Origin of the sequence: Escherichia sp. E2562, assembly GCF_005781075.1 — a bacterium.
GTDB lineage: Bacteria > Pseudomonadota > Gammaproteobacteria > Enterobacterales > Enterobacteriaceae > Escherichia.
On sequence record NZ_VATM01000008.1, the window covers coordinates 36,438 to 62,133 of the forward strand.

The 25,696-nt window shown below is 49.2% G+C and carries 26 protein-coding genes; 17 read left to right on the plus strand and 9 right to left on the minus strand.

The genetic code is table 11. From position 1 onward, the window contains the following. Window positions 1-131: 131 nt before the first annotated feature. Genes FEK43_RS13315 through FEK43_RS13330 form a run of 4 tightly spaced genes read right to left on the minus strand, consistent with a single transcriptional unit; the run spans window position 132 to window position 3,343 of the window. Window positions 132-905, minus strand: a complete 774-nt coding sequence (locus FEK43_RS13315) for a YaiO family outer membrane beta-barrel protein (protein ID WP_130206153.1) — start codon at window positions 903-905, stop codon at window positions 132-134. A gap of 1 nt (window position 906) precedes the next feature. Continuing rightward, the gene (locus tag FEK43_RS13320) at window positions 907-1,500 is read right to left on the minus strand and encodes an acetyltransferase (RefSeq protein ID WP_240780536.1); all 594 of its coding nucleotides are present in this window, start codon (window positions 1,498-1,500) and stop codon (window positions 907-909) included. After that, on the minus strand, window positions 1,466-2,662 hold the full coding sequence (locus FEK43_RS13325; protein ID WP_131160956.1) for a glycosyltransferase family 2 protein: 1,197 nt from the start codon (window positions 2,660-2,662) through the stop codon (window positions 1,466-1,468). The genes FEK43_RS13320 and FEK43_RS13325 overlap by 35 nt, the downstream gene beginning before the upstream one ends. Before the next feature lie 9 nt (window positions 2,663-2,671). Further along, a complete protein-coding gene (locus FEK43_RS13330) occupies window positions 2,672-3,343 on the minus strand; it encodes a PIG-L deacetylase family protein (RefSeq protein WP_130258522.1) in 672 nt (223 codons plus the stop codon). Between the two features lie 623 nt (window positions 3,344-3,966). On the opposite strand from FEK43_RS13330, the gene tauA reads away from it, so the two are divergent. The 4 genes from tauA to tauD are packed head-to-tail and all read left to right on the plus strand — an operon-like array spanning window position 3,967 to window position 7,381. Beyond that, complete coding sequence (gene tauA, locus FEK43_RS13335) at window positions 3,967-4,929, plus strand: taurine ABC transporter substrate-binding protein (protein WP_130206159.1); 963 nt, start codon at window positions 3,967-3,969, stop codon at window positions 4,927-4,929. Window positions 4,930-4,941: 12 nt separating this feature from the next. Continuing rightward, window positions 4,942-5,709: a taurine ABC transporter ATP-binding subunit gene (gene tauB, locus FEK43_RS13340; protein WP_130215378.1), complete on the plus strand. Its 768-nt coding sequence runs from the start codon at window positions 4,942-4,944 to the stop codon at window positions 5,707-5,709. Further along, the gene (gene tauC, locus FEK43_RS13345; protein WP_135406137.1) at window positions 5,706-6,533 is read left to right on the plus strand and encodes a taurine ABC transporter permease TauC; all 828 of its coding nucleotides are present in this window, start codon (window positions 5,706-5,708) and stop codon (window positions 6,531-6,533) included. The genes tauB and tauC overlap by 4 nt, the downstream gene beginning before the upstream one ends. Further along, window positions 6,530-7,381, plus strand: a complete 852-nt coding sequence (gene tauD / locus FEK43_RS13350) for a taurine dioxygenase (RefSeq protein ID WP_138158584.1) — start codon at window positions 6,530-6,532, stop codon at window positions 7,379-7,381. Before tauC ends, tauD begins: the two co-directional genes overlap by 4 nt. A gap of 40 nt (window positions 7,382-7,421) precedes the next feature. Here the strand turns inward: tauD and hemB are convergent, their stop codons facing one another. After that, complete coding sequence (gene hemB / locus FEK43_RS13355; protein ID WP_130206167.1) at window positions 7,422-8,396, minus strand: porphobilinogen synthase; 975 nt, start codon at window positions 8,394-8,396, stop codon at window positions 7,422-7,424. A gap of 525 nt (window positions 8,397-8,921) precedes the next feature. Here hemB and ehaB point away from each other — a divergent pair. Both ehaB and iprA read left to right on the plus strand, forming a co-directional pair. After that, window positions 8,922-11,870 carry an autotransporter adhesin EhaB gene (ehaB, locus tag FEK43_RS13360; protein WP_130206169.1) on the plus strand — a complete coding sequence of 983 codons (2,949 nt, stop codon included), beginning with the start codon at window positions 8,922-8,924 and terminating at the stop codon, window positions 11,868-11,870. 87 nt (window positions 11,871-11,957) lie between these two features. Further along, a complete protein-coding gene (gene iprA / locus FEK43_RS13365; RefSeq protein ID WP_130206171.1) occupies window positions 11,958-12,581 on the plus strand; it encodes a hydrogen peroxide resistance inhibitor IprA in 624 nt (207 codons plus the stop codon). On the opposite strand, the gene ampH is transcribed toward iprA, so the two are convergent. Further along, a complete protein-coding gene (gene ampH, locus FEK43_RS13370; protein WP_138158586.1) occupies window positions 12,582-13,739 on the minus strand; it encodes a D-alanyl-D-alanine-carboxypeptidase/endopeptidase AmpH in 1,158 nt (385 codons plus the stop codon). A 351-nt stretch (window positions 13,740-14,090) separates the two neighbouring features. Here ampH and sbmA point away from each other — a divergent pair, with 351 nt between their 5' ends. Both sbmA and yaiW read left to right on the plus strand, forming a co-directional pair. After that, the gene (gene sbmA, locus FEK43_RS13375; RefSeq protein ID WP_135406138.1) at window positions 14,091-15,311 is read left to right on the plus strand and encodes a peptide antibiotic transporter SbmA; all 1,221 of its coding nucleotides are present in this window, start codon (window positions 14,091-14,093) and stop codon (window positions 15,309-15,311) included. 12 nt (window positions 15,312-15,323) lie between these two features. Then, window positions 15,324-16,418, plus strand: coding sequence for a surface-exposed outer membrane lipoprotein YaiW (gene yaiW, locus FEK43_RS13380; RefSeq protein ID WP_130215392.1), 1,095 nt, complete (start codon window positions 15,324-15,326; stop codon window positions 16,416-16,418). A gap of 52 nt (window positions 16,419-16,470) precedes the next feature. On the opposite strand, the gene FEK43_RS13385 is transcribed toward yaiW, so the two are convergent. Further along, on the minus strand, window positions 16,471-16,779 hold the full coding sequence (locus FEK43_RS13385; RefSeq protein ID WP_064527077.1) for a YaiY family protein: 309 nt from the start codon (window positions 16,777-16,779) through the stop codon (window positions 16,471-16,473). 259 nt (window positions 16,780-17,038) lie between these two features. Here FEK43_RS13385 and FEK43_RS13390 point away from each other — a divergent pair, with 259 nt between their 5' ends. Beyond that, complete coding sequence (locus FEK43_RS13390) at window positions 17,039-17,251, plus strand: DUF2754 domain-containing protein (RefSeq protein WP_130237775.1); 213 nt, start codon at window positions 17,039-17,041, stop codon at window positions 17,249-17,251. Window positions 17,252-17,404: 153 nt separating this feature from the next. Here the strand turns inward: FEK43_RS13390 and ddlA are convergent, their stop codons facing one another. Then, window positions 17,405-18,499, minus strand: coding sequence for a D-alanine--D-alanine ligase (gene ddlA / locus FEK43_RS13395; protein ID WP_130215396.1), 1,095 nt, complete (start codon window positions 18,497-18,499; stop codon window positions 17,405-17,407). Window positions 18,500-18,961: 462 nt separating this feature from the next. Here ddlA and iraP point away from each other — a divergent pair, with 462 nt between their 5' ends. The 4 genes from iraP to adrA all read left to right on the plus strand — a co-directional run bounded on the left by iraP (window position 18,962) and on the right by adrA (window position 22,393). Continuing rightward, the gene (iraP, locus tag FEK43_RS13400; protein ID WP_064527081.1) at window positions 18,962-19,222 is read left to right on the plus strand and encodes an anti-adapter protein IraP; all 261 of its coding nucleotides are present in this window, start codon (window positions 18,962-18,964) and stop codon (window positions 19,220-19,222) included. 100 nt (window positions 19,223-19,322) lie between these two features. Then, window positions 19,323-20,738, plus strand: coding sequence for an alkaline phosphatase (phoA, locus tag FEK43_RS13405; RefSeq protein WP_130260321.1), 1,416 nt, complete (start codon window positions 19,323-19,325; stop codon window positions 20,736-20,738). 118 nt (window positions 20,739-20,856) lie between these two features. Beyond that, window positions 20,857-21,177 (plus strand): phosphate starvation-inducible protein PsiF, encoded by a 321-nt coding sequence (gene psiF, locus FEK43_RS13410; protein WP_130206185.1) that lies wholly within the window; start codon window positions 20,857-20,859, stop codon window positions 21,175-21,177. Window positions 21,178-21,277: 100 nt separating this feature from the next. Beyond that, complete coding sequence (gene adrA, locus FEK43_RS13415) at window positions 21,278-22,393, plus strand: diguanylate cyclase AdrA (protein ID WP_135406139.1); 1,116 nt, start codon at window positions 21,278-21,280, stop codon at window positions 22,391-22,393. 16 nt (window positions 22,394-22,409) lie between these two features. Here adrA and proC read toward each other — a convergent pair whose 3' ends face one another. Then, on the minus strand, window positions 22,410-23,219 hold the full coding sequence (gene proC, locus FEK43_RS13420; RefSeq protein ID WP_130206189.1) for a pyrroline-5-carboxylate reductase: 810 nt from the start codon (window positions 23,217-23,219) through the stop codon (window positions 22,410-22,412). A 119-nt stretch (window positions 23,220-23,338) separates the two neighbouring features. Here proC and FEK43_RS13425 point away from each other — a divergent pair, with 119 nt between their 5' ends. The 4 genes from FEK43_RS13425 to FEK43_RS13440 all read left to right on the plus strand — a co-directional run bounded on the left by FEK43_RS13425 (window position 23,339) and on the right by FEK43_RS13440 (window position 25,676). Next, window positions 23,339-23,797 (plus strand): YaiI/YqxD family protein, encoded by a 459-nt coding sequence (locus FEK43_RS13425; protein WP_130223265.1) that lies wholly within the window; start codon window positions 23,339-23,341, stop codon window positions 23,795-23,797. A 182-nt stretch (window positions 23,798-23,979) separates the two neighbouring features. After that, the gene (gene aroL, locus FEK43_RS13430) at window positions 23,980-24,525 is read left to right on the plus strand and encodes a shikimate kinase AroL (protein ID WP_130223263.1); all 546 of its coding nucleotides are present in this window, start codon (window positions 23,980-23,982) and stop codon (window positions 24,523-24,525) included. 28 nt (window positions 24,526-24,553) lie between these two features. After that, a complete protein-coding gene (gene yaiA, locus FEK43_RS13435; RefSeq protein ID WP_130206195.1) occupies window positions 24,554-24,745 on the plus strand; it encodes a protein YaiA in 192 nt (63 codons plus the stop codon). 253 nt (window positions 24,746-24,998) lie between these two features. Beyond that, window positions 24,999-25,676: an AroM family protein gene (locus FEK43_RS13440; protein ID WP_130206197.1), complete on the plus strand. Its 678-nt coding sequence runs from the start codon at window positions 24,999-25,001 to the stop codon at window positions 25,674-25,676. Window positions 25,677-25,696: the final 20 nt, after the last annotated feature.

A 25,696-nucleotide genomic window follows, 5' to 3' on the forward strand; every position in this document is an offset into this window, starting at 1 on the left:
CATACCCCCCTATAGTATATAACACTGGATAATAAAATTTATCCGGTGAATGTGGGCGGAAAACGAAAAGGAAAGTGTTTGGGCGCTAATCGGCAGGGAAGGCCGCCCTGGATAGCGGGCGGCAGAAGGAATCAAAATTTCCAGGTCAGATGGGCTGCGAGTTGCAAGCCGTCATAATCATCGGTTGGGGTGTCGTACCACACTTTACCTGCCGTCAGCCCCAAATTAAGTTGCTCTGTTAAAGGCTGAATACGCTGTAAACTGACGCTCTTCATACTGCCGTGTCGTGTCTCTGGCGACCAGTCATAAGTGTAAGCTCCGGTCCCGCGAGTTAGCCAAAGCTGGGTATAACCACCGCCGCGCGTATCGTTCAGGCGCAGGGAAATCATATTGCTGTAACTGCCGCCCGCATCGCTTGAGTCATAATGGGTATAGCGATAGCTGGTGATCACCGGGCCGGTATAAAGCGAAACGCCACCTTGCCAGGCATTAACGTCAACGTCATCGTAATATTTGGTGTAGCGATAACCGGTCGTGAACACCGTTTTTGGCAGCAGGGCCAGGTTAATATCCTGACGAAAATCCTGGCGGGCAAAGACCGGCGTATTATCTGCAAATGCAATACCCGTTCGGGTCGTCAGCCAGTTATTCCATTTATACCAGACAGCACCCTGGCCGCGTGTGGCATTGAAACTTTCAGTCTCGTAATCTCGACGTCCCTGGGAAAGATTGAAAAGCAGTGTTGCGTTTTCAACCTTTGCGATCAGTTCGGCATACGCTAAATTACGGTTACCGTGATCGCCAGAATAATCGGTAAAATCGTAGCCTGCGGTAATAGATGTTAACCCGGCATAAGCGGGCAATGCGCTAAAGACTGCTGCCGCTAATAACGTCCGTTTTATCATTTTAAGCTCCTGTACGGATAAGTTCTTGCCGGAGTGAGTAATTTCCGGTAGGTAAATTACGTTCTACAATAACGCGTGGACCAAGCTGTGTATTCGGAGAAATAATTCGCCCCGGTAAAATAATAACCTGCACACCAAGTCGTGAACGCCGACCAATATAACAACCTAATTTATCGCATCCGGTAGCGATAGTACCTTCCGCGGTGCGAACCGATACTGGCTGTTCATCCAGACGATGATTACTGGTACGCACCAGCGCGCCTAAATATGCCCCGCTTGCTACCACCGAGTCGGCAATAAAACATTGCGGACCAATCGTTGCTTCCTCTTCAATAACCGCATTTTTTATTTCTGTGGCGAAACCAATTTTTACACCATTGCTGATTACCGTGTTGGGGCGAATAAAAGCATAATTGCCAATCAGGCAATTTGCGCCAATCACTACCGGTCCTTGAATCACTGCACCGTGGCAAATACGGGTATTGGTGCCAATAATAACTTCGCCGGCACTCTCATCAATAATTACCTGGTCTGCAATCTGAATATTTTTCTCTTTAACATTAAGCTTCAGATAGCTTTTCAGTTCCTGCGACAGAAGAGTTGGAATAAGCGGTTGGCGCTTCCACCAGTGCGGAATAACGGGTGGGTTTGTCGCGCTGAGGTTCGCGTCCAGTAAAAAAGGCAATAAGTCCATAAATAATCCAGATGGCATAAGCTAATAATACATACACAACGGAAAAAGGCGCTAAAGGCACCAATAACCAGCAACGATGAAACCAGGCGCTAAAAGCACCAATAACACAAACTACGCCGACCCAGATAAGCGGAAACATTGCCAATATTACGCCATGTGGCCCGGTGGCGATGAATTCATTAAACCAGGTAGTGAGATAAATCCCAACGCCATAAAGCACAACCAGCAGCATGGGGAAAATACTGAATATGCCAAAGCGGCTAAATAAAAGTTTTTTATGTAGGCGCATACATACCGCGTAGCCCACAATCCAGCGCCGCCAGCGTCGCCATTCATCAAGCGGACTATTGCATTCCTGCGGATAAACGATGCAGCGATTCGCTTGACGAACACGGTAGCCATTAGCCACCAACGTCCAGGTAAGGTCGAGATCTTCGACTTTGGTACGATCAGAGAAACCAAATTTACGCAGCACATCGGTGCGAAACATCCCGCAGGCTCCGCTGACAATAAACGGCGCACCGCCCAATAGTTGTTGTAGCGTGCGCTTCATAACAATCATTGGCAACTTCACCGTCGCGCGGATGTGCGGCAACAGGCCAGCGCCTTTTAACGCGGTGGAGGGAATGCCGCCTACGGCGTCAGCGCCGCGCTCAATTTCCGCCAACATATAGCCCATGCCGTTTTTATCGGGCGGGACGTAAGTATCGGCATCGCTTAAAAAAACCAGGTCGCAGGTGGCGTAGTTGAGGCCATTCATTAGCGCACCGCCTTTACCGGTATTTTTTTGCGTGACGGCAACAAAGCGGTCGCCCCATTTACGTTTTACTTCTGCCATGACTGCTTCGGTATTATCAGTGGAGCCGTCGTTAACGCAAATTACCCGGCAAAAATAAGGGTTGCGTAGCAGATTTTCCAGCGACTGTGCCAGACAAGGGCCTTCGTTATAGGCAGGAATAATTGCGTCAATACAGCCTTTTTTTTGGCTGGGCTTACGCCTTAACGTACTCAGGAACCATAGTAATATTGCTACGGCCATACATATAAAGATCCAGGTTTTCATGCAATCTGCTCAAAGAATCATTTTATGAATAACAAAGCCTTCACCCAGGTCGCTATTGACCTGTTGTCCGCGAAATTGTGCGACAGCACGCAAACGTTCTGGGCGCATATAATCACGCAGACTCTGACTTTTATGTTTTTGTAACGCGTTTAGTTTTATAGAAAAATATTTCTCTTCCACGGATTCAAAAACCTGGGGCATAAATGAAAGCCAGGTACTTGGCGTTTCGTAGCCGAGAATTTGAGGAATTGCCCGACAGGCCACCATTGACGCCTGATAAACGGCCAGATGATCCTGATGGCGGTCGGCATCATGCATGGTATAGACACGAATGATTTCAACATCAGACGGAATTTGAGACTTAATGATATTTTCCAGGGCGGTAATCATATCATTGAGATGTAAATGAGCACGGGTATCAGCAAAATTAAGATGAATAGTCTGCTGGCATCCTAATATCTTTAGGGCTTCGCGTGACTCTGCGTGGCGATCGATTATTCCATCTGTGCCAGAATTGCCGGTAGTCATAACTACGGCAGCAATATAAATCCCTTTTTGCGCAAGACGAGCGAGCGATGCGCCGCAGCCTAATTCTATATCGTCAGGGTGTGCGCCAATAGCAAGAATACCTTTCTTTTTATTTTTTGAAGAAAGGAGAGCAGAATTTAAAACCTTATCCACTTAATGACACTCCATTTTTAATTATTATACTACAAGCGCAGCGATACGCGCAGAGACGTAATCTCTGGCGCAAACAGACGTTAAAATTTATACGTAGTGAAAGTTGCTAATAACTTAGTGCCAGGATGCTATGAGGGCCTGAAAATCGACAGGGTAAAGTTTTTTTTACGTAGTTCATATGTTAGTTTTTTGTGTGTTTGCTATGTATAGTTATTTTCTTTTGCGCATTGTATTTAGATGTGAATTAGTTTGTCAATTAATTGCATTTAAAAAATATGTTCAATGAACGGATATTGTTTATATACATGTTGTGAATGTAATATGCGGTGGGTGAAAAACAATACAGTAGTATATTTAATGCGAATATAATAACTTTGTCATATATTTTGGTTTTAATAAAAATCAGAAGATAGTAAATCTCGTAATCTGACTTTTTATGCATCAATAAAATGCAGTACAGCAATTTCCCCGAGTTGTGGGATGATGCTAATTGCATAATTAACCTTTCCTTTGCTGTTTTTTTGCTAAGAATAAAATCATCTGTACCATAACGACTAATTCTTTTATCAAATGTCTTTGTCCGCGAATACTGCTCCCATAACAAGACAGGGGAGCAGACAATCATGGCAATTTCATCGCGTAACACACTTCTTGCCGCACTGGCATTCATCGCTTTTCAGGCGCAGGCGGTGAACGTCACCGTGGCCTATCAAACCTCCGCCGAACCGGCGAAAGTCGCACAGGCTGATAACACCTTTGCCAAAGAGAGCGGGGCGACGGTGGACTGGCGTAAGTTTGACAGCGGGGCCAGCATCGTGCGGGCCTTGGCCTCGGGCGATGTGCAAATCGGTAATCTTGGTTCCAGCCCATTGGCGGTAGCTGCCAGCCAACAAGTGCCGATTGAAGTCTTCTTGCTGGCGTCAAAACTGGGCAACTCAGAGGCGTTGGTGGTAAAGAAAACCATCAGCAAACCGGAAGACTTGATTGGTAAACGTATCGCCGTGCCGTTTATCTCCACTACACACTACAGCCTGCTGGCGGCGCTGAAACACTGGGGCATTAAACCTGGGCAAGTGGAGATAGTGAACCTGCAGCCGCCCGCGATTATCGCCGCCTGGCAACGGGGAGATATCGATGGCGCTTATGTCTGGGCGCCTGCGGTTAACGCCCTGGAAAAAGACGGCAAGGTGCTGACCGATTCTGAACAGGTCGGGCAGTGGGGCGCGCCGACGCTGGACGTCTGGGTAGTGCGGAAAGATTTTGCCGAGAAACATCCAGAGGTAGTGAAAGCGTTCGCCAAAAGCGCCATCAATGCTCAGCAACCGTATATTGCTAACCCTGACGCCTGGCTGAAACAGTCGGAAAACATCAGCAAACTGGCGCGTTTAAGCGGCGTGCCGGAAGGCGATGTGCCGGGGCTAGTGAAGGGAAACACCTATCTGACGCCGCAGCAGCAAACGGCAGAACTGACCGGACCGGTGAACAAAGCGATCATCGACACTGCCCAGTTTTTGAAAGATCAGGGCAAAGTCCCCGCCGTGGCGAATGATTACAGCCAGTACGTTACCTCTCGCTTCGTGCAATAAAAGGAGGCGCAGATGCTGCAAATCTCTCATCTTTACGCCGATTATGGCGGTAAACCAGCACTGGAAGATATCAACCTGACGCTGGAAAGCAGCGAGCTGCTGGTTGTGCTGGGACCGTCCGGCTGCGGCAAAACCACGTTGCTGAATTTAATTGCTGGTTTTGTGCCTTATCAGCACGGCAGCATTCAACTGGCGGGCAAACACATTCAGGGACCGGGAGCAGAACGCGGCGTGGTTTTTCAGAATGAAGGATTGCTACCGTGGCGCAATGTGCAGGATAACGTGGCGTTCGGTCTGCAACTGGCGGGGATGGAGAAAATGCAGCGTCTGGAAATTGCTCTCCAGATGCTGAAAAAAGTAGGTCTGGAAGGCGCAGAAAAACGCTTCATCTGGCAGCTTTCTGGAGGCCAGCGTCAGCGAGTGGGGATTGCCCGCGCGCTGGCGGCAAATCCCCAACTGTTATTACTCGACGAGCCGTTTGGCGCGCTGGACGCCTTTACCCGCGACCAGATGCAAACCTTGTTGCTGAAACTCTGGCAGGAGACTGGCAAGCAGGTACTGTTGATTACTCACGATATAGAGGAAGCGGTGTTTATGGCGACCGAGCTGGTTCTGCTTTCGCCAGGGCCAGGGCGTGTGCTGGAGCGTCTTCCGCTCGACTTCGCTCGCCGTTTTGTTGCGGGAGAATCGAGTCGCAGCATCAAGTCCGATCCGCAGTTTATTGCCATTCGCGAATATGTTTTAAGCCGCGTATTTGAGCAACGGGAGGCGTTCTCATGAGTGTGCTCATTAACGAAAAACTGCATTCGAGTCGGTTGAAATGGCGCTGGCCGCTCTCACGGCAAGTGACCTTAAGCATTGGTACGTTAGCGGCTTTACTCGCCGTTTGGTGGACGGTGGCGGCGCTGCAACTGATTAGCCCGCTGTTTTTGCCGCCGCCGCAACAGGTACTGGAAAAACTGCTCACCATTGCCGGACCGCAAGGTTTTATGGACGCCACGCTGTGGCAGCATCTGGCTGCCAGCCTGACGCGCATTATGCTGGCGCTATTTGCAGCGGTGTTGATCGGTATTCCGGTCGGGATCGCGATGGGACTTAGCCCTACGGTACGCGGCATTCTGGATCCGGTAATCGAGCTTTATCGTCCGGTGCCGCCGCTGGCCTATTTGCCGCTGATGGTGATCTGGTTTGGTATTGGCGAGACGTCGAAGATCTTATTGATCTATTTAGCGATTTTTGCACCGGTGGCGATGTCGGCGCTGGCGGGGGTGAAAAGCGTGCAGCAGGTTCGCATTCGTGCCGCGCAGTCGCTGGGGGCCAGCCGTATACAGGTGCTGTGGTTTGTCATTTTGCCTGGCGCGCTGCCGGAAATCCTCACCGGATTACGCATTGGTCTGGGGGTGGGCTGGTCTACGTTGGTGGCGGCGGAGTTGATTGCCGCAACGCGAGGCTTAGGTTTTATGGTCCAGTCAGCAGGTGAATTCCTCGCGACTGACGTGGTGCTGGCGGGGATCGCGGTGATTGCGATTATCGCCTTTCTTTTAGAACTGGGTCTGCGTGCGTTACAACGCCGCCTGACGCCCTGGCATGGAGAAGTACAATGAGTGAACGTCTGAGCATTACCCCGCTGGGGCCGTATATTGGCGCACAAATTTCGGGTGCCGACCTGACGCGCCCGTTAAGCGATAATCAGTTTGAACAGCTTTACCATGCGGTGCTGCGTCATCAGGTAGTTTTTTTGCGTGAACAGGCGATAACGCCACTGCAGCAACGTGCGCTGGCCCAGCGTTTTGGCGAACTGCATATTCATCCTGTTTATCCTCATGCCGAAGGGGTTAACGAGATCATCGTACTGGACACCCATAACGATAATCCGCCGGATAACGACAACTGGCACACCGATGTGACATTTATTGAGACGCCGCCAGCAGGGGCGATTCTCGCAGCGAAAGAGTTGCCATCGACCGGTGGCGATACGCTCTGGACCAGCGGTATTGCGGCCTATGAGGCGCTTTCTGTTCCTTTCCGCCAGCTTTTGAGCAGGCTGCGCGCGGAGCATGATTTCCGTAAATCGTTCCCGGAATACAAGTACCGCAAAACTGAAGAGGAACATCAACGTTGGCGCGAGGCGGCCGCGAAAAATCCGCCGTTGTTACATCCAGTGGTGCGTACGCACCCGGTGAGCGGCAAACAGGCGCTGTTTGTTAATGAAGGATTTACCACGCGAATTGTTGATGTCAGCGAGAAAGAGAGCGAAGCCTTGTTAGGCTTTTTGTTTGCCCATATCACCAAACCGGAGTTTCAGGTGCGTTGGCGCTGGCAACCGAATGATATTGCGATTTGGGATAATCGCGTGACTCAGCATTATGCGAATGCCGATTATTTGCCGCAGCGGCGTATTATGCATCGCGCGACGATTCTCGGGGATAAACCGTTTTATCGGGCGGGGTGAAGGGGAAATGCCGGGTTGGGATAACCCGGCATAATGATCATTAACGCAGAATCTTCTTCTCAGCCAGATCCAGCGCAAAGTAGCTGAAAATCAGATCCGCACCCGCACGCTTAATCGAACCTAAGCTTTCGAGCACCACTTTCTCTTCATCTATAGCACCTGCCAGCGCGGCGAATTTAATCATCGCGTACTCGCCGCTCACCTGATACGCGCCAATCGGCAATTCAGTACGTTCACGCAGCTCACGCACGATGTCGAGGTACGCGCCAGCTGGTTTAACCATCAGGCAGTCTGCGCCCTGGGCTTCATCCAGCAGTGACTCACGAATCGCCTCACGACGGTTCATTGGGTTCATCTGATAGCTTTTGCGATCGCCTTTTAATGCGCTTCCGGCCGCTTCACGGAACGGACCATAAAAGGAGGAGGCGAACTTGGTCGAATACGACATGATCGCGGTGTCGGTAAAGCCCGCAGCGTCCAGCGCCTGGCGAATCGCTTGCACCTGACCGTCCATTGCAGCGGAAGGGGCGATGAAGTCAGCACCGGCAGCAGCTGCAACCACCGCTTGTTTGCCTAAATTCACCAGAGTTGCGTCGTTGTCGACACCGTGATCGCACAACACGCCGCAGTGCCCGTGAGAAGTGTATTCACAGAAACAGGTGTCTGACATGACGATCATTTCAGGCACGGTCTGCTTGCAGATGCGCGACATACGCGCCACCAGACCATCTTCCCGCCAGGCATCACTGCCGGTTTCATCAGTATGGTGAGAGATGCCGAAAGTCATCACCGAACGAATACCGGCGTTGGCGATGCGTTCGATTTCACGCGCCAGATGTTTCTCTGGAATGCGCATCACGCCGGGCATGGCTTCAACGGCTTTGTAGTCGTCAATTTCTTCTTCAACAAAGATCGGCAACACCAGGTCGTTAAGGCTAAGTGTTGTCTCTTCAAACATAGCGCGCAGCGCAGGAGATTTGCGCAGGCGACGAGGGCGTTGGATTAAATCTGTCATGGTCTGCCTGATGTTTGTGGAATTAAGGTGCACAGTATACCTGATGCTGGGCGGGAGTGTTTTACGAAAGTTGTCGCGATGTTGATAAGAAGAGAACGAAAGAGAGGTCAGGACATCTTTGTAATAGAAATAGCAATGATTTTATATTCACTGAAAATATTTTTGATTTTTATTTATAATCCTCAATTATTGTTTTTGTTGATTTGGTTGAGCTGTCAAAAATTGAATGACTTAAAGTTCATTGTTTATTGATAAATTATTTATCTGATTTGTTGGTTTGATATTTTTAGAAGCTATAATTCAAAATTAACGCTTTCATTAACGTGTTGAAAAACTGTGTTTTTGTCAGTTTTTTCTTTGCGTGTGTAGATGTTTTTTATATATGTCCACAATCGGACTTAGGGGAAAGAATAATTGAACCATTCCTCTATAACGCCGCATAATCGTAAACGCGAAACATAAGATGTTTTCTATGCATTGATAATTGATGGATCAACTTATTACGTCCCTGAGGAGGGATGACAAATGCACTCCTGGAAAAAGAAACTTGTAGTATCACAATTAGCATTGGCTTGCACTCTGGCTATCACCTCTCAGGCTAATGCAGCGACCAACGATATTTCTGGTCAAACTTACAATACTTTTCATCACTACAACGACACCACTTATGCTGATGACGTTTACTATGATGGTTATGTAGGCTGGAACAACTATGCCGCTGATAGCTATTACAACGGCGATATCTACCCGGTCATTAATAACGCTACCGTTAACGGCGTAATTTCTACCTACTATCTGGACGACGGTATTTCTACTAATACCAACGCCAATAGTCTGACAATCAAAAACAGCACTATTCACGGTATGATTTATTCCGAGTGCATGACAACTGATTGTGCTGATCGTGCGGATGATTACTACCATGACCGTCTGGCGCTGACCGTTGATAACTCAACGATCGACGACAACTACGAACACTATACATATAACGGCACCTACAATAATGCCGCTGATACTCATGTTGTAAACGTATTTAACATTGGTACGGCTATCACTCTGGATCAGGAAGTTGATCTGTCCATCTCTAATAACTCTCACGTAGCAGGTATTACGCTGACTCAGGGTTATGAGTGGGAAGATATCGACGACAACACTGTCAGCACTGGTGTAAACAGCAGCGAAGTATTTAATAATACCATCACTGTTAAAGATTCTACCGTGACCTCTGGTTCATGGACTGATGAAGGTACTACTGGTTGGTTTGGTAATACCGGTAATGCCAGTGATTACAATGGTAATGGCTGGAATGCTGATGATATCGCATTAGCCGTTATTGCACATCCTGATGCTGATAACGCTATGCAGACCACTGCAACATTCGATAATTCCACACTGATGGGTGATGTATTCTTCTCAAGTAACTTTGATGAGAACTTCTTCCCACATGGTCGTGATAGCTATCGTGATGCTGACGGTGATGTAGATACTAACGGTTGGGATGGTACCGATCGCTTGGATCTGACCCTGAACAATGGTAGCAAGTGGGTTGGTGCGGCAATGTCTGCACATCAGGTTGGTGTTGATATTGATGGCGATGGTGTAAATGAATCTTATACCTATGATATCAATACCGAAGCCACTGCCACTCTGATCGACATCGCAGCTAACAGCCTGTGGCCTTTATCAACAGTGGGCGTGGAAAACAGCGACTCTGCATACAGCGAATTTGATCACATCATTGGTAACGAAGTTTACCAGAGCGGTCTGTTCAATGTGACCTTGAACACCGGTTCACAGTGGGATACCACCAAAACTTCTCTGATCGACACTCTGAGCATCAACAGTGGTTCAACTGTTAATGTTGCTGATTCAATGCTGATTTCTGACTCTATCTCTCTGACAGGTCTTTCTGCGCTGAACATCAACGAAGATGGTCACGTTGCAACTGATTCACTGACTATCGACAACAGTACCGTAACCATCTCTGATGAAGTTTCTGCTGGTTGGGCTGTAGGTGATGCAGCTCTGTATGCGAACAACATCAAAGTGACTAACGACGGTATTCTGGATGTAGGTAACACCGCGGCGAATGCTCTTCAGGTTGATACTCTGAACCTGACCAGCACCACTGATACCAGTGGTAACATTCACGCTGGTGTATTCAACATCGAAAGCAACCGCTTCGTACTTGATGCAGACCTGACCAACGACCGTACCAACGACACTACCAAGTCAAACTACGGTTATGGCTTAATCGCAATGAACTCTGATGGTCACCTGACTATTAACGGTAACGGCGATAACGATAACACTGCTTCTATCGAAGCTGGTCAGAACGAAGTTGATAACAATGGTGACCATGTTGCAGCTGCAACCGGTAACTACAAAGTTCGTATCGACAACGCTACTGGTGCTGGTTCTATCGCTGACTACAACGGCAACGAGCTGATCTACGTTAACGACAAAAACAGCGACGCTACCTTCTCTGCTGCTAACAAAGCTGACCTGGGTGCTTACACCTACGAAGCTCGTCAGGAAGGTAACACCGTTGTTCTGCATCAGACCGAGCTGACTGACTACGCTAACATGGCGCTGAGCATCCCGTCTGCAAACACCAATATCTGGAACCTGGAACAAGACACCGTTGGTACTCGTTTGACCAACTCTCGTCATGGTCTGGCTGATAACGGCGGCGCATGGGTAAGCTACTTCGGTGGTAACTTCAACGGCAACAACGGTACCATTGACTACGATCAGGATGTTAACGGCATCATGGTCGGTGTTGATACCAAAATTGATGGTAACAACGCTAAGTGGATCGTCGGTGCGGCTGCAGGCTTCGGTAAAGGCGACATGAATGACCGTTCTGGTCAGGTGGATCAAGACAGTCAGTCTGCCTACATCTACTCTTCTGCTCGCTTCGCGAACAATATCTTTGTTGATGGTAGCTTGAGCTACTCTCACTTCAACAACGATCTGTCTGCAACCATGAGCAACGGTACTTACGTTGACGGTAGCACCAACTCTGACGCATGGGGCTTCGGTTTGAAAGCCGGTTACGACTTCAAACTGGGTGATGCTGGTTACGTAACTCCTTACGGCAGCATTTCTGGTCTGTTCCAGTCTGGTGATGACTACCAGCTGAGCAACGACATGAAAGTTGACGGTCAGTCTTACGACAGCATGCGTTATGAACTGGGTGTAGATGCAGGTTATACCTTCACTTACAGCGAAGACCAGGCTCTGACTCCGTACTTCAAACTGGCTTACGTCTACGACGACTCTAACAACGATAACGATGTGAACGGCGATTCCATCGATAACGGTACTGAAGGGTCTGCGGTACGTGTTGGTCTGGGGGCTCAGTTCAGCTTCACCAAGAACTTCAGCGCCTATACCGATGCTAACTACCTCGGTGGTGGTGACGTAGATCAAGATTGGTCCGCGAACGTGGGTGTTAAATATACCTGGTAATATTCTTCACTCTGAAGAAATACTGGTAATTTAATCTAAATAATGCCCGTCAAGGATTTGACGGGCATTACTGCAAAGGACGCGCAAATGTTATCTGTAGTTAAACCTCTTCAAGAATTTGGTAAGCTCGATAAATGTTTGTCCAGATACGGCACGCGCTTCGAGTTTAATAATGAAAAACAAGTCATATTCTCCAGTGATGTAAACAGCGAAGATACATTCGTTATTTTAGAAGGTGTTATCTCTCTCCGTAGAGAAGAAAACGTACTTATCGGTATTACGCAAGCCCCTTATATTATGGGACTGACTGATGGTTTAATGAAAAACGATATACCATACAAATTAATATCAGAAGGAAACTGTACGGGATATCATCTACCAGCCAAACAAACCATTACTCTTATTGAACAAAATCAACTCTGGCGCGACGCTTTTTACTGGTTAGCCTGGCAAAATAAAATCCTGGAATTACGCGACGTTCAACTCATTGGGCATAATTCCTACGAGCAAATCCGTGCGACATTATTATCAATGATTGATTGGAATGATGAATTACGATCACGCATTGGCGTAATGAATTATATCCATCAACGTACACGCATATCACGTTCCGTCGTGGCAGAAGTTCTTGCGGCTTTACGCAAGGGCGGCTATATCGAAATGAATAAAGGCAAACTGGTCGCTATCAACCGTTTGCCTTCAGAGTATTAATCAGGAAGCGGGAATGACCATCGGTTTATTCCCGCTAAGTTCGGTCACCAAATCATTGATGCCATCGCTCATATTTTTAAACCGTGTTAATGGTGAGCGGGTCACGACCACAAACGCACCGATATTTTTTTGCGGGATCATCGCCATATAGGTAATGAAACCACCGCCACCACCGGTCTTCTGAATAATACCCGGACGTCCATCCTTCGGTGCCATATACACCCAGCCTAAACCGAGTGCATCCGCTCTGCCTGGAACATCCATGCCAATCACTTTCGTAAACTGTGCACGCTGATAAATCAGCGTCTGCATGCGATCCGCCTGGTGACTGCGCTGATAAAAATCAGAAGACAAATATTGCTGCATCCAGCGCATCATATCGCCAGGTGTGGAATAAACGCCGCCGCTGCCAATGGCCGCCAGCGTATTGTTACACGGACTGGCACCGCGCTCGGCAACCATCAAACGGCGGCACTGGTCCGGCGATGGTGTGTAGGTGGTGTTTTTCATCCCCAGCGGACGGGTAATTTGCTCTTCAAACAACTGGGTATAAGGCTTGCCGGATGCATTCGCCAGCGCATCCGCCAGCAGGTCGAACGCAAGGTTGGAGTACGCGGCCTGGCTGCCTGGCGCGGCTTTTAGCTTCGCCGTAGAAAGATATTTCCAGCGTTGCTCTCGCGTCGGCCAGACAAACACCGGACGATTTGCCGCGCCACCGGGCTGTTCACGGGGCAGGGCGCTGGTGTGGGTTGCCAGATTCACCAATGTGATGGGGGCTCCGTTATAAGTTGGCACGCGTGCGCCTGGCGGGGCATATTTACTCAGTGGATCGTTTAACTTCACTGTCCCCTGGTCCAGCAATTTCACCAGCATCTCACTGGTCATCAACTTGGTGAGCGAAGCAATACGTACTACTGAATCCAACTGCGGGCGAACGTTATTACCAGGGCGAGTTTCGCCATAACTGCGAAAGACACGCTGATTACCGTCGATAACGACCAGCGCCATCCCGGTGGCACCGCTGCCGTAAAAAATATGATCGGCATAGCGATCAACAATATCAGAGGCGAATTCAGGTTCGGCGATAGGTTGCGCCGCGTGGACAGAGGTCAATGACGCCGCACACAGCACGGCAGAAAAAAGCAGACTACGTTTCAACGGTGGTGTCCATAAATTAAATGAAGGTAACTGAGCGTATTTATACTACTCGTTGATGGATTGCAAAGCGCAAATTAGTGCAATAATAGTGTTAAAAACGTAACGGCGCGTAAACACGATCTTTTTCCTGCTCACCAATGTCTGCATTTGTGATCCTGTTCGTGTTAATGCGCTTATGTAAACAATCCTTTGTTTGTGAAATCCGTCGAAACAATTCTTCCGGTCAGGAGGACGAACTAAGCGCCCCGCGGTTGGTCACAATGGGCGGTTTCATTTGGCTGATTCTTTGAAGCGGCCATGCGGTTAATACACAGCAGTTGCTAAAACGATAAGAAGCTAGCAGGAGAGCATATGTTTAAGTCTTTTTTCCCAAAACCGGGAGCCTTTTTTCTCTCGGCCTTTGTTTGGGCATTGATTGCCGTCATCTTCTGGCAAGCGGGAGGCGGTGACTGGGTTGCCCACATCACCGGGGCTTCTGGGCAGATACCGATTAGCGCTGCCCGTTTCTGGTCGTTAGACTTCCTGGTTTTTTACGCTTATTACATTGTTTGCGTAGGACTTTTCGCGCTGTTCTGGTTTATCTACAGCCCACATCGTTGGCAATACTGGTCAATACTCGGCACTGCGCTAATTATCTTCGTGACCTGGTTTCTGGTGGAAGTTGGGGTTGCAGTCAACGCCTGGTATGCACCGTTTTATGACCTGATTCAAACCGCGCTCAGTTCGCCGCATAAAGTGACCATCGAACAGTTTTATCGCGAGGTGGGCGTCTTTCTGGGGATAGCACTGATCGCGGTGGTTATCAGTGTGTTGAACAATTTCTTTGTCAGCCACTATGTGTTCCGCTGGCGTACGGCGATGAACGAATACTACATGGCGAACTGGCAGCAACTGCGCCATATCGAAGGGGCCGCGCAGCGTGTGCAGGAAGACACCATGCGTTTTGCTTCAACGCTTGAGAATATGGGCGTCAGCTTTATTAATGCCATCATGACGCTGATCGCCTTCTTGCCGGTGTTGGTGACGCTCTCCGCGCACGTGCCAGAGTTGCCGATTGTGGGGCACATTCCGTATGGTTTGGTGATTGCCGCGATTATCTGGTCGCTGATGGGGACCGGATTACTGGCGGTTGTGGGGATCAAACTGCCGGGACTTGAGTTTAAAAACCAGCGAGTAGAAGCAGCTTACCGTAAAGAGCTGGTCTATGGTGAAGACGACGTCACGCGTGCGACACCGCCAACGGTGCGCGAGTTGTTCAGCGCGGTACGGAAGAACTATTTCCGCCTCTATTTTCACTATATGTATTTCAACATCGCCCGCATTCTCTACCTGCAGGTCGATAACGTTTTCGGTTTGTTCTTGCTGTTTCCGTCGATTGTTGCCGGTACGATTACGCTCGGCCTGATGACCCAAATCACCAACGTTTTTGGTCAGGTTCGCGGCGCTTTCCAGTATCTGATTAACTCATGGACCACGCTGGTCGAGTTGATGTCGATCTACAAACGTCTGCGCAGCTTTGAACATGAACTGGATAATGACAAAATTCAGGAAGTAACCCATACATTGAGTTAAAAAGGAGAGGTAATGTCGCGAGTCAACCATCTGTCTTCGCTTTCGTTGTTGGCGGTTCTGGTTTTAGCGGGGTGTAGCAGTCAGGCGCCACAGCCGTTGAAAAAGGGCGAAAAAGCGATAGATGTGGCGAGCGTGGTGCGGCAGAAGTTACCCGCCAGCGTAAAAGACCGCGATGCCTGGGCGAAAGATCTTGCCACCACTTTTGAAAGCCAGGGGCTGGCACCGACACTGGAAAATGTCTGCTCGGTGCTGGCGGTGGCGCAACAGGAGTCAAATTATCAGGCGGATCCGGTCGTTCCTGGATTGAGTAAAATCGCCTGGCAAGAGATTGACCGCCGCGCCGAACGGATGCACATTCCTGCTTTTCTGGTTCATACCGCGCTAAAAATCAAATCGCCAAACGGTAAAAGCTACAGCGAACGGTTAGATTCCGTGCGCACGGAAAAGCAGTTGAGTGCAATTTTTGACGATCTGATCAGCATGGTGCCGATGGGGCAGACACTGTTTGGTTCGCTTAACCCGGTGCGCACCGGTGGGCCGATGCAGGTCAGCATTGCTTTTGCCGAACAGCATACCAGGGGGTATCCGTGGAAAATGGACGGTACGGTACGTCAGGAGGTCTTCAGTCGTCGCGGCGGATTATGGTTCGGGACTTACCATTTACTTAATTATCCTGCCAGCTATAGCGCGCCGATTTTCCGTTTCGCCGATTTTAATGCCGGTTGGTACGCCAGTCGTAATGCCGCGTTTCAGAATGCGGTCAGCAAAGCCAGCGGCGTGAAGTTGGCGCTGGATGGTGATTTGATTCGTTATGACAGTAAAGAGCCGGGTAAAACAGAACTGGCGACGCGTAAGCTGGCGGGCAAACTGGGAATGAGCGACAGCGAAATTCGTCGTCAGCTCGAGAAAGGGGATAGTTTCTCTTTTGAAGAGACGGCGTTGTATAAGAAGGTTTATCAACTCGCCGAAGCGAAAACGGGTAAATCGCTACCGCGTGAAATGTTGCCCGGTATTCAACTGGAAAGCCCGAAAATCACCCGTAACCTTACCACCGCATGGTTTGCGAAGCGCGTCGATGAAAGACGAGCGCGCTGTATGAAGCCGTGACCAATAGGTAATCGTAGGCCAGATGTTTACGTCGCATCTGGCAAAATAAATCTTACTGGCGGCGATGTCGCCAGTGCAGCCACACCGCAACCACCGCAAAGATGAAGCAGCCAACCAAAAACGGGATCAGCCCGAAAATGGTGCCAACTCCCAGACCAATTTCCACTCGTGGGCGGCCTGTCTCCTGGACCTGCATTAAACGCTCATAGACACCTGGCGCATGCACCAACAAATTCAGCAATTGCGCCCCAGCCCAAAAGCAAAACAGCACAAACAATGCATAGGCAATGTTGCCAGGCGTTGAAGAGGCATCGCGATATTTTCCGCTAAACAGCGATTTTGACAGGGTGAAATCAGCCATAAAAACCTCCGGAAGTCATCTGCTTCTCTTCTGGTGTGATACCAGCGGCTTATGGCAAGTCTGACAGGTCATTGGGATTGTCAATATCAGAATCATGGTAAATTGATGTTGGGAATATTCCCGAAGCGAGAATCTTCGTCATGACTCACAAAATTGCAATCTTAAGTTAAATTTCTTAACGGTTCTGGAAATGCTGTCTACACCACAGACGGATGTTGCAGAATATGCAAGGATGTTGTTTTTTGTTAACGGAGCTGCCATGAATCTGCCTGTAAAAATCCGCCGCGACTGGCATTACTATGCGTTCGCCATTGGCCTTATATTCATTCTTAATGGCGTGGTGGGGTTGCTGGGGTTTGAAGCAAAAGGCTGGCAGACCTACGCGGTGGGGCTGGTGACGTGGGTGATTAGCTTCTGGCTGGCGGGACTGATTATTCGCCGTCGCGATGACGATACTGAAAACGCCCAATAACAGAAGATTGGGCGGTCGGGAATGCTGACAAATTGCGCCGGATGCGGCGTGAACGCCTTATCCGCTTACGAAAATCTGGTTGGCCTGTCAGGCAATCTTACGTTTGCAATTAGTATTAAACGCCCAATAAAAATATTACCGGGCGTTTGAATATTACATGGTGGTTTTCAGTGCGTTATCCGCTGCGTGACGCTCCAGCGCCAGCTCAATCAAACGTGTGATCAGGTCGGTGTAGCCCAGGCCACTGGCTTGCCACAGCTTCGGATACATACTGATGTTAGTGAACCCTGGCAGCGTGTTGATCTCGTTGATCACCACCTCGTTTTCCGGCGTTAAAAAGACGTCTACACGCGCCATGCCAGCACATCCCAACGCCTGGTAAGCCTGAACGGCAATCGCCCGAATCTTATCGTTGATTTCCGGCGCAATGTCCGCAGGAACCACCACTTTCGCGCCATCTTCGTCAATGTACTTGGTGTCGTAGGCGTAGAAATCGCTGGTCAGTACGATCTCGCCACAGGTACTGGCTTGCGGATTGTCATTACCCAGAACCGCACATTCGATCTCACGACCTTTGATCCCTTGCTCAACGATCACTTTGTGATCGAATTCGAACGCCAGATCGACAGCAAGGGCATACTGCTCTTCGCTGGTCACTTTGCTGACGCCAACAGAGGAACCCTGATTAGCTGGTTTTACAAACAGCGGCAACCCAAGTTTAGACTTCACTTCGGCGAAGCTGATTTTGTGGCGATTGGCGCGCGTCAGGGTAATAAATGGCGCGATGTTCAATCCAGCGTCACGCAGCAGACGTTTGGTGACGTCTTTATCCATGCATGCAGCAGAAGCCAGAACATCGGAACCGACAAACGGTAGATTGGCGACCCGCAGCATTCCCTGCAAGGAACCATCTTCACCCAACGTACCGTGGACAATTGGGAAAATGACATCCACCGTCGGCAACGGCTGGCCGTTCTGCGCATCAATAAGTTGCTGTTCATGTTTACCCGGCACCTGCGCGAGACTGGTGGCCGAAGGGCGCAGCGCAATATGGGCAGGATCGTCTGCGTTCAGCAAATAATTGCTGGCATCGCTGACGTGCCATTGCCCTTGTTTATCAATGCCCAGCAGCACAACGTCAAAGCGACTTTTATCAATGGCATCGACAATGTTTTTTGCCGATTGCAGAGACACTTCATGTTCTGCTGACTTTCCACCAAAAACGATTCCTACCCGCAGTTTTTCCATCTTAAAAACCTATCCCGTAGAACACAAAGAGCATACATTACCACGACAAAACGGGGGATTCGCGGCCTTCTGACAGTTTGTTGCAATCTTCTGCTGATAAACCGTGCAGCTTGCGGGGTAAGATTCATCGCTGACTAAATTATGTGCGTAAGATCACAAAAATGATGAACGGGAAACTAATTTATTCCTGGTGTGAATTGCTGCCTGGATGGTTATTATACGTAATAATAAGTTAACCAAGAGTATATATTCCATAACTTTTTATTATAAAAAACATTAATAATTGTATACCTATATTTTATGTGTGGAATTATTTAAAAATAGAGAAACGTTTCGCTGATAAATGTGAAAAAAATATTTGCTAAAATTATTTCCTCTGTCATAAAAATACTACATCAAGACTCTATGCAGTTGTGAAACATAATGTTAACTTCTCCATACTTTGGATAAGGAAATACAGATATGAAAAATCTCATTGCTGAGTTGTTATTTAAGCTTGCCCAAAAGGAAGAGGAGTCGAAAGAATTGTGCGCGCAGGTCGAAGCACTAGAGATTATCGTTACTGCGATGCTTCGCAATATGGCGCAAAATGACCAACAGCGGTTGATTGATCAGGTAGAAGGGGCGCTATACTCGGTAAAGCCCGATGCCAGCATTCCTGATGACGATACGGAGCTGCTGCGCGATTACGTAAAGAAGTTATTGAGGCATCCTCGTCAGTAAAAAGTTAAGCCCTCCAACAGTTGTCATAATGCTGTCATGCCAGAGACTTATAGTCGCTTTGTTTTTATTTTTTAATGTATTTGTACATGGAGAAAATAAAGTGAAACAAAGCACTATTGCGCTGGCTCTCTTGCCGTTACTGTTTACCCCTGTTACTAAAGCCCGGACCCCAGAGATGCCAATTCTGGAAAACCGGGCGGCACAGGGGGATATTACCGCGCCTGGCGGCGCTCGCCGATTAACGAGCGATCAGACCGCTGCCTTACGCGATTCTCTTAGCGATAAACCCGCGAAAAATATTATTTTATTGATTGGTGATGGGATGGGGGATTCGGAAATCACTGCCGCACGCAATTATGCTGAAGGCGCGGGCGGTTTTTTTAAAGGGATCGATGCCTTGCCGCTTACCGGACAATACACCCATTATGCGCTGGATAAAAAAACCGGAAAACCAGACTACGTGACCGACTCCGCAGCGTCAGCAACGGCCTGGTCAACTGGCGTCAAAACGTATAACGGCGCGCTGGGTGTCGATATTCATGAAAAAGATCATCCAACGATTCTGGAATTGGCAAAAGCCGCAGGGCTGGCGACCGGCAACGTTTCAACGGCTGAAATACAGGATGCCACTCCCGCCGCGCTAGTGGCACATGTGACCTCGCGCAAATGCTATGGTCCGAGCGTTACCAGCGAAAAATGCCCGAGCAACGCGCTGGAAAAAGGTGGAAAAGGATCGATTACTGAACAACTGCTTAACGCCCGTGCAGATGTTACGCTTGGCGGCGGTGCAAAAACCTTTGCTGAAACGGCTACCGCCGGTGAATGGCAGGGAAAAACGCTGCGTGAACAGGCGCAGGCGCGTGGTTATCAGTTAGTCAGCGATACCGCATCGCTGAATGCGGTGACGGAAGCGAACCAGCAAAAACCCCTGCTTGGACTGTTTGCTGACGGCAATATGCCAGTGCGCTGGCAAGGACCGAAAGCAACGTACCACGGTAATATCGATAAGCCCGCAGTCACCTGTACCCCGAATCCGCAACGCAATGACAGTGTGCCTACGCTGGCGCAGATGACCGATAAAGCCATTGAACTACTGAGCAAAAATGAGAAAGGATTCTTCCTGCAAGTTGAAGGTGCGTCGATCGATAAACAGGATCACGCCGCGAATCCTTGTGGCCAAATTGGCGAGACGGTCGATCTCGATGAAGCCGTACAGCGGGCGCTGGAATTTGCCAAAAAGGATGGCAACACACTGGTGGTGGTCACCGCTGACCACGCCCACGCCAGCCAGATTGTCGCGCCAGATACCAAAGCGCCGGGTCTGACTCAGGCGTTAAACACCAAAGATGGCGCAGTGATGGTGATGAGTTACGGGAACTCCGAAGAGGATTCACAAGAGCATACCGGTAGCCAGTTGCGTATTGCTGCATATGGTCCGCACGCTGCGAATGTGGTTGGTTTGACCGATCAGACCGATCTCTTCTACACCATGAAAGCTGCACTGGGGCTGAAATAACACCGAACCCGGCGGCTAATTTTGGCTGTCGGGTGGTTTTTTTGCTGTTAGCAACCAGACTTAAAAGCAGATCAAGGGCGCAAACGCTCCTGGTTAAAATGTGAAGAGGGATGGTGCTATGAAAATAACATTACTGGTTACCCTGCTATTCGGCCTGGTTTTTTTAACCACTGTCGGCGCTGCCGAGAGAACGTTAACCCCACAACAACAGCGTATGACCTCCTGTAATCAACAGGCGACAGCGCAGGCGTTGAAAGGGGATGCCCGTAAGACATACATGAGTGATTGCCTGAAGAACAGCAAATCTGCGCCTGGTGAAAAGAGTTTGACACCGCAGCAGCAGAAGATGCGCGAATGTAATAGTCAGGCGACGCAGCAATCTCTGAAAGGTGATGATCGTAATAAGTTTATGAGTACTTGCCTCAAGAAAGCCGCGTAATACCTATAGTGCTAACGGGTGAGTTAAGAAAATGACTCACCCGAAATATCATACTCCCGCCTTTCGCCCCATCTCTATAATTTGGGAAAATTGTTTCTGAATGTTCCCAAAAATAATGAATGATGAAAATTTTTTCAAAAAAGCGGCGGCACACGGGGAGATACCACCAATAACTCCTCAAAACGAACATCAGCGATCCGGGCTGCGCTTCGCCCGTCGCGTCAGACTACCGCGGGCGGTAGGACTGGCTGGGATGTTCTTACCAATCGCCTCGACGTTGGTTTCGCACCCGCTGTCAGGCTGGTGGTGGCTGGTGTTGGTTGGCTGGGCATTTGTCTGGCCGCATTTAGCCTGGCAGTTGGCGAGCAGGGCCGTTGATCCGCTTGGCCGGGAAATATACAACTTAAAAACTGATGCAGTGTTAGCCGGTATGTGGGTAGGCGTGATGGGCGTAAACGTGCTGCCTTCGATCGCAATGCTGATGATTATGTGCCTGAATTTGATGGGGGCAGGGGGCCCCCGTCTGTTTGTCGCCGGTTTGGTGTTGATGGTCGTTTCCTGCCTTGTCACACTCGAACTCACGGGGATCACGGTGTCGCTCAAGAGTGCGCCGCTGGAATGGTGGCTCTCCCTTCCCATTATCGTCATTTATCCTCTGCTGTTTGGCTGGGTCAGCTACCAGACAGCGACCAAACTGGCTGAACATAAACGACGATTGCAGGTCATGAGTACCCGCGACGGCATGACGGGCGTTTACAACCGGCGCCACTGGGAAATCATGCTACGTAATGAGTTTGATAACTGTCGCCGACACAATCGCGATGCGACGCTATTGATTATTGATATCGACCATTTTAAGAGTATCAACGATACATGGGGTCACGATGTCGGTGATGAAGCAATCGTTGCCCTTACCCGACAGTTACAAATTACCCTGCGTGGCAGCGATGTGATTGGTCGTTTTGGTGGTGATGAATTTGCGGTGATTATGTCAGGTACGCCAGCCGAAAACGCCATTACTGCCATGTTACGTGTACATGAAGGATTAAATGCATTACGCCTGCCAAATACGCCGCAGGTGATATTACGGATAAGCGTCGGTATCGCGCCGCTGAATCCGCAAATGAGTCACTACCGTGAGTGGCTGAAATCGGCTGATATGGCGCTCTACAAAGCAAAGAGAGCCGGACGTAACCGTACTGAAGTGGCGGCCTGACGTCCAGCGAGAGTCATCAGGACTTGCTGAGTTTTTCTGATTTTTCCATACACTTCGTCATCGCTTCGATCACCGCGGAACGGAATCCTTTCTCTTCCAGAACGCGTACCGCTTCAATGGTTGTGCCTCCTGGTGAGCAGACCATATCTTTCAAGGCGCCCGGATGTTCGCCGGTTTCCAGCACCATTTTCGCGGAACCCATTACCGCCTGGGCGGCAAACTTATAAGCCTGCGCGCGTGGCATCCCGCCCAGCACGGCGGCGTCGGCCATCGCTTCGATAAACATAAAGACATAGGCTGGCGAAGAACCGCTCACGCCAACCACTGGGTGGATCATCGGCTCAGCAATGACTTCCGCCTCGCCAAAGCAGCGGAAAATATTCAGCACATCGGCAGTATCTTCGGGAGTGACCAACGCGTTTGGCGTTACGGATGTCATCCCGGCGTTGACCAACGCGGGGGTGTTCGGCATGGCGCGAATAATTTTCCGGTCGTGACCCAGCGCCCGGGCAAGTTGGTCGAGCGTAACGCCTGCGGCGATAGAAACCACCAGAGAGTCTTTATTCAGGCTGGAAGTGATTTCGCTAAGGACTTTAATCATGATGCCCGGTTTGACGGCAGCAAAGACGATATCGGTGATTTGCGCCACTTCCTGTGCCGATTCTGCGGCGTTGATACCAAACTGTTCATGTAAGGCGGCAACTTTATCCGGGGAGGGGGTATACACCCAGATTTGCCCTGGAAGGACCTGACCGCTGGCAATCAGACCGCCGAGAATGGCTTTTCCCATATTGCCGCAGCCAATAAAACCGATTTTCTTTTCCATTGCACACTCCTGCCGTGAATTCATTATTTTGAAAAGCGCCTGGTCAGAAGCATAAACAGAACTATGCCGGAAGGCAAAAGCGCGACACAATAGAGGATTACCCAACAGAGGATAGCCTTATGACAATATGGGTGGACGCCGATGCGTGTCCCAATGTAATTAAAGAGATTCTGTATCGCGCGGCAGAACGTATGCAGATGCCGCTGGTGTTGGTGGCAAATCAGAGTTTACGCGTGCCGCCATCGCGGTTTATTCGCACGCTGCGCGTCGCGGCAGGTTTTGACGTGGCTGATAATGAAATTGTACGTCAGTGTGAGGCGGGCGATTTGGTCATAACCGCAGATATTCCTTTGGCTGCTGAAGCCATCGAGAAAGGCGCGGCAGCACTTAATCCGCGTGGCGAACGGTACACACCTGCGACTATTCGTGAACGTCTGACGATGCGCGATTTTATGGATACCCTACGAGCCAGCGGGATCCAGACCGGAGGACCAGATAGCCTTTCGCAACGTGACCGCCAGGCATTTGCGGCTGAACTTGAAAAATGGTGGCTGGAAGTTCAACGTAACCGTTCGTAAATGTAATATATTATTTACACTTCTTTCTCGCTCATTTCTTGATATAGTAAGGAATGTATTGAAGTTCGCTCCTTAAGTGGAATTATTTCTTTACAATCGAAATTGTACTAGTTTGATGGTATGATCGTTATTCTTACGAAACCGGCTTTCGCCGCATTGCGACCTTTTGGGGAAAACCCACGATGACACAACCTCTTTTTCTGATCGGGCCTCGGGGCTGTGGTAAAACAACGGTCGGAATGGCCCTTGCCGATTCGCTCAACTGTCGGTTTGTTGATACCGACCAATGGTTGCAATCACAACTCAATATGACGGTAGCAGAGATCGTCGAAAGGGAAGAGTGGGCAGGATTTCGCGCGAGGGAGAGCGCCGCTCTGGAAGCAGTAACTGCACCATCCACCGTTATCGCGACGGGCGGCGGTATTATTCTTACGGAATTTAATCGCCACTACATGCGTAATAACGGGATTGTGGTTTACTTGTGCGCGCCGGTGTCAGTGCTGGTAAATCGTCTGCAAGCAGCGCCAGAAGAGGATTTACGGCCAACACTCACAGGAAAACCGTTAAGTGAAGAAGTTCAGGAAGTGCTGGAAGAACGCGATGCATTATATCGTGAAGTTGCGCATATTATCGTCGATGCTAACAACGAACCCAGTCAGGTGATCTCTGAAATTCGAACCGCTTTGGCACAAACGGCAAACTGTCATTGTCCTGGCACCTATACTTAATGTTCATCCCGTGAAATAAGGAAGAACAATGCCAACGAAACCGCCTTATCCCCGAGAAGCCAGAATTGTTACGGTAGAAAAAGGCCAGCAAGGACAGACTGTGACCTGGTATCAGCTGCGAGCCGATCATCCCAAACCAGACTCTTTGATCAGCGAACATCCTACGGCCCAGGAGGCGATGGATGCTAAAAAACGCTATGAGGATCCTGATAAAGAGTGACCGCATCAGACTGCTCGGAAGGGACTCTGAGTGCTATTGCAACGGACCTGCATCACACTTTTCACAATTCATGTTTTTCAAATAATTAGAATATTAAACAATAACAATCCATTACTGGAACTATTGGGAATCTTTACATTATGCCGTGCGCGTCTGCTGCTACGCTTTTTTGCATTTGTAGCATCGGCAAGCGCCCGCTGTGGTGCTTAGTATTTGCCCGGTAATTAACGACGAAAAAGAAAGGTGGAAGACAATGAGCGCGTCGTTGGCGATTCTGACCATCGGCATTGTACCAATGCATGAAGTTTTGCCGCTTCTGACGGAGTACATTGACGAAAATAATATTTCCCATCATAGCCTGCTGGGGAAATTAAGCCGCGAAGAGGTGATGGCGGAGTATGCGCCAGAAGCAGGCGAAGAAACTATTCTTACATTATTAAATGACAACCAGCTGGCCCACGTTTCACGCCGTAAAGTGGAGCGTGATCTACAAAGCGTGATTGAGGTACTCGATAATCAGGATTATGACGTTATTTTGCTAATGAGTACGGCCAACATTAGCAATATGACAGCGCGAAATACGATCTTCCTCGAACCTTTGCGCATTCTCCCACCCTTGGTTTCCTCCATTGTTGAAGGTCACCAGGTCGGTGTTATTGTTCCAGTAGAAGAGCTTTTGGCCGTTCAGGCGCAAAAATGGCAAATTTTGCAGAGAACACCACTATTCTCGCTGGGAAATCCCATTCATGATTCTGAACAGAAAATCGTTGATGCCGGGAAAGAATTGCTGGCGAATGGCGCGGATGTCATCATGCTGGATTGTTTAGGATTTAATCAGCGTCATCGCGATTTACTGCAAAAAAAGCTCGATGTACCTGTTTTGCTCTCTAACGTATTGATTGCCAGGCTGGCGGCGGAATTGCTGGTGTAATTTTACGTGACAGTTAGCAC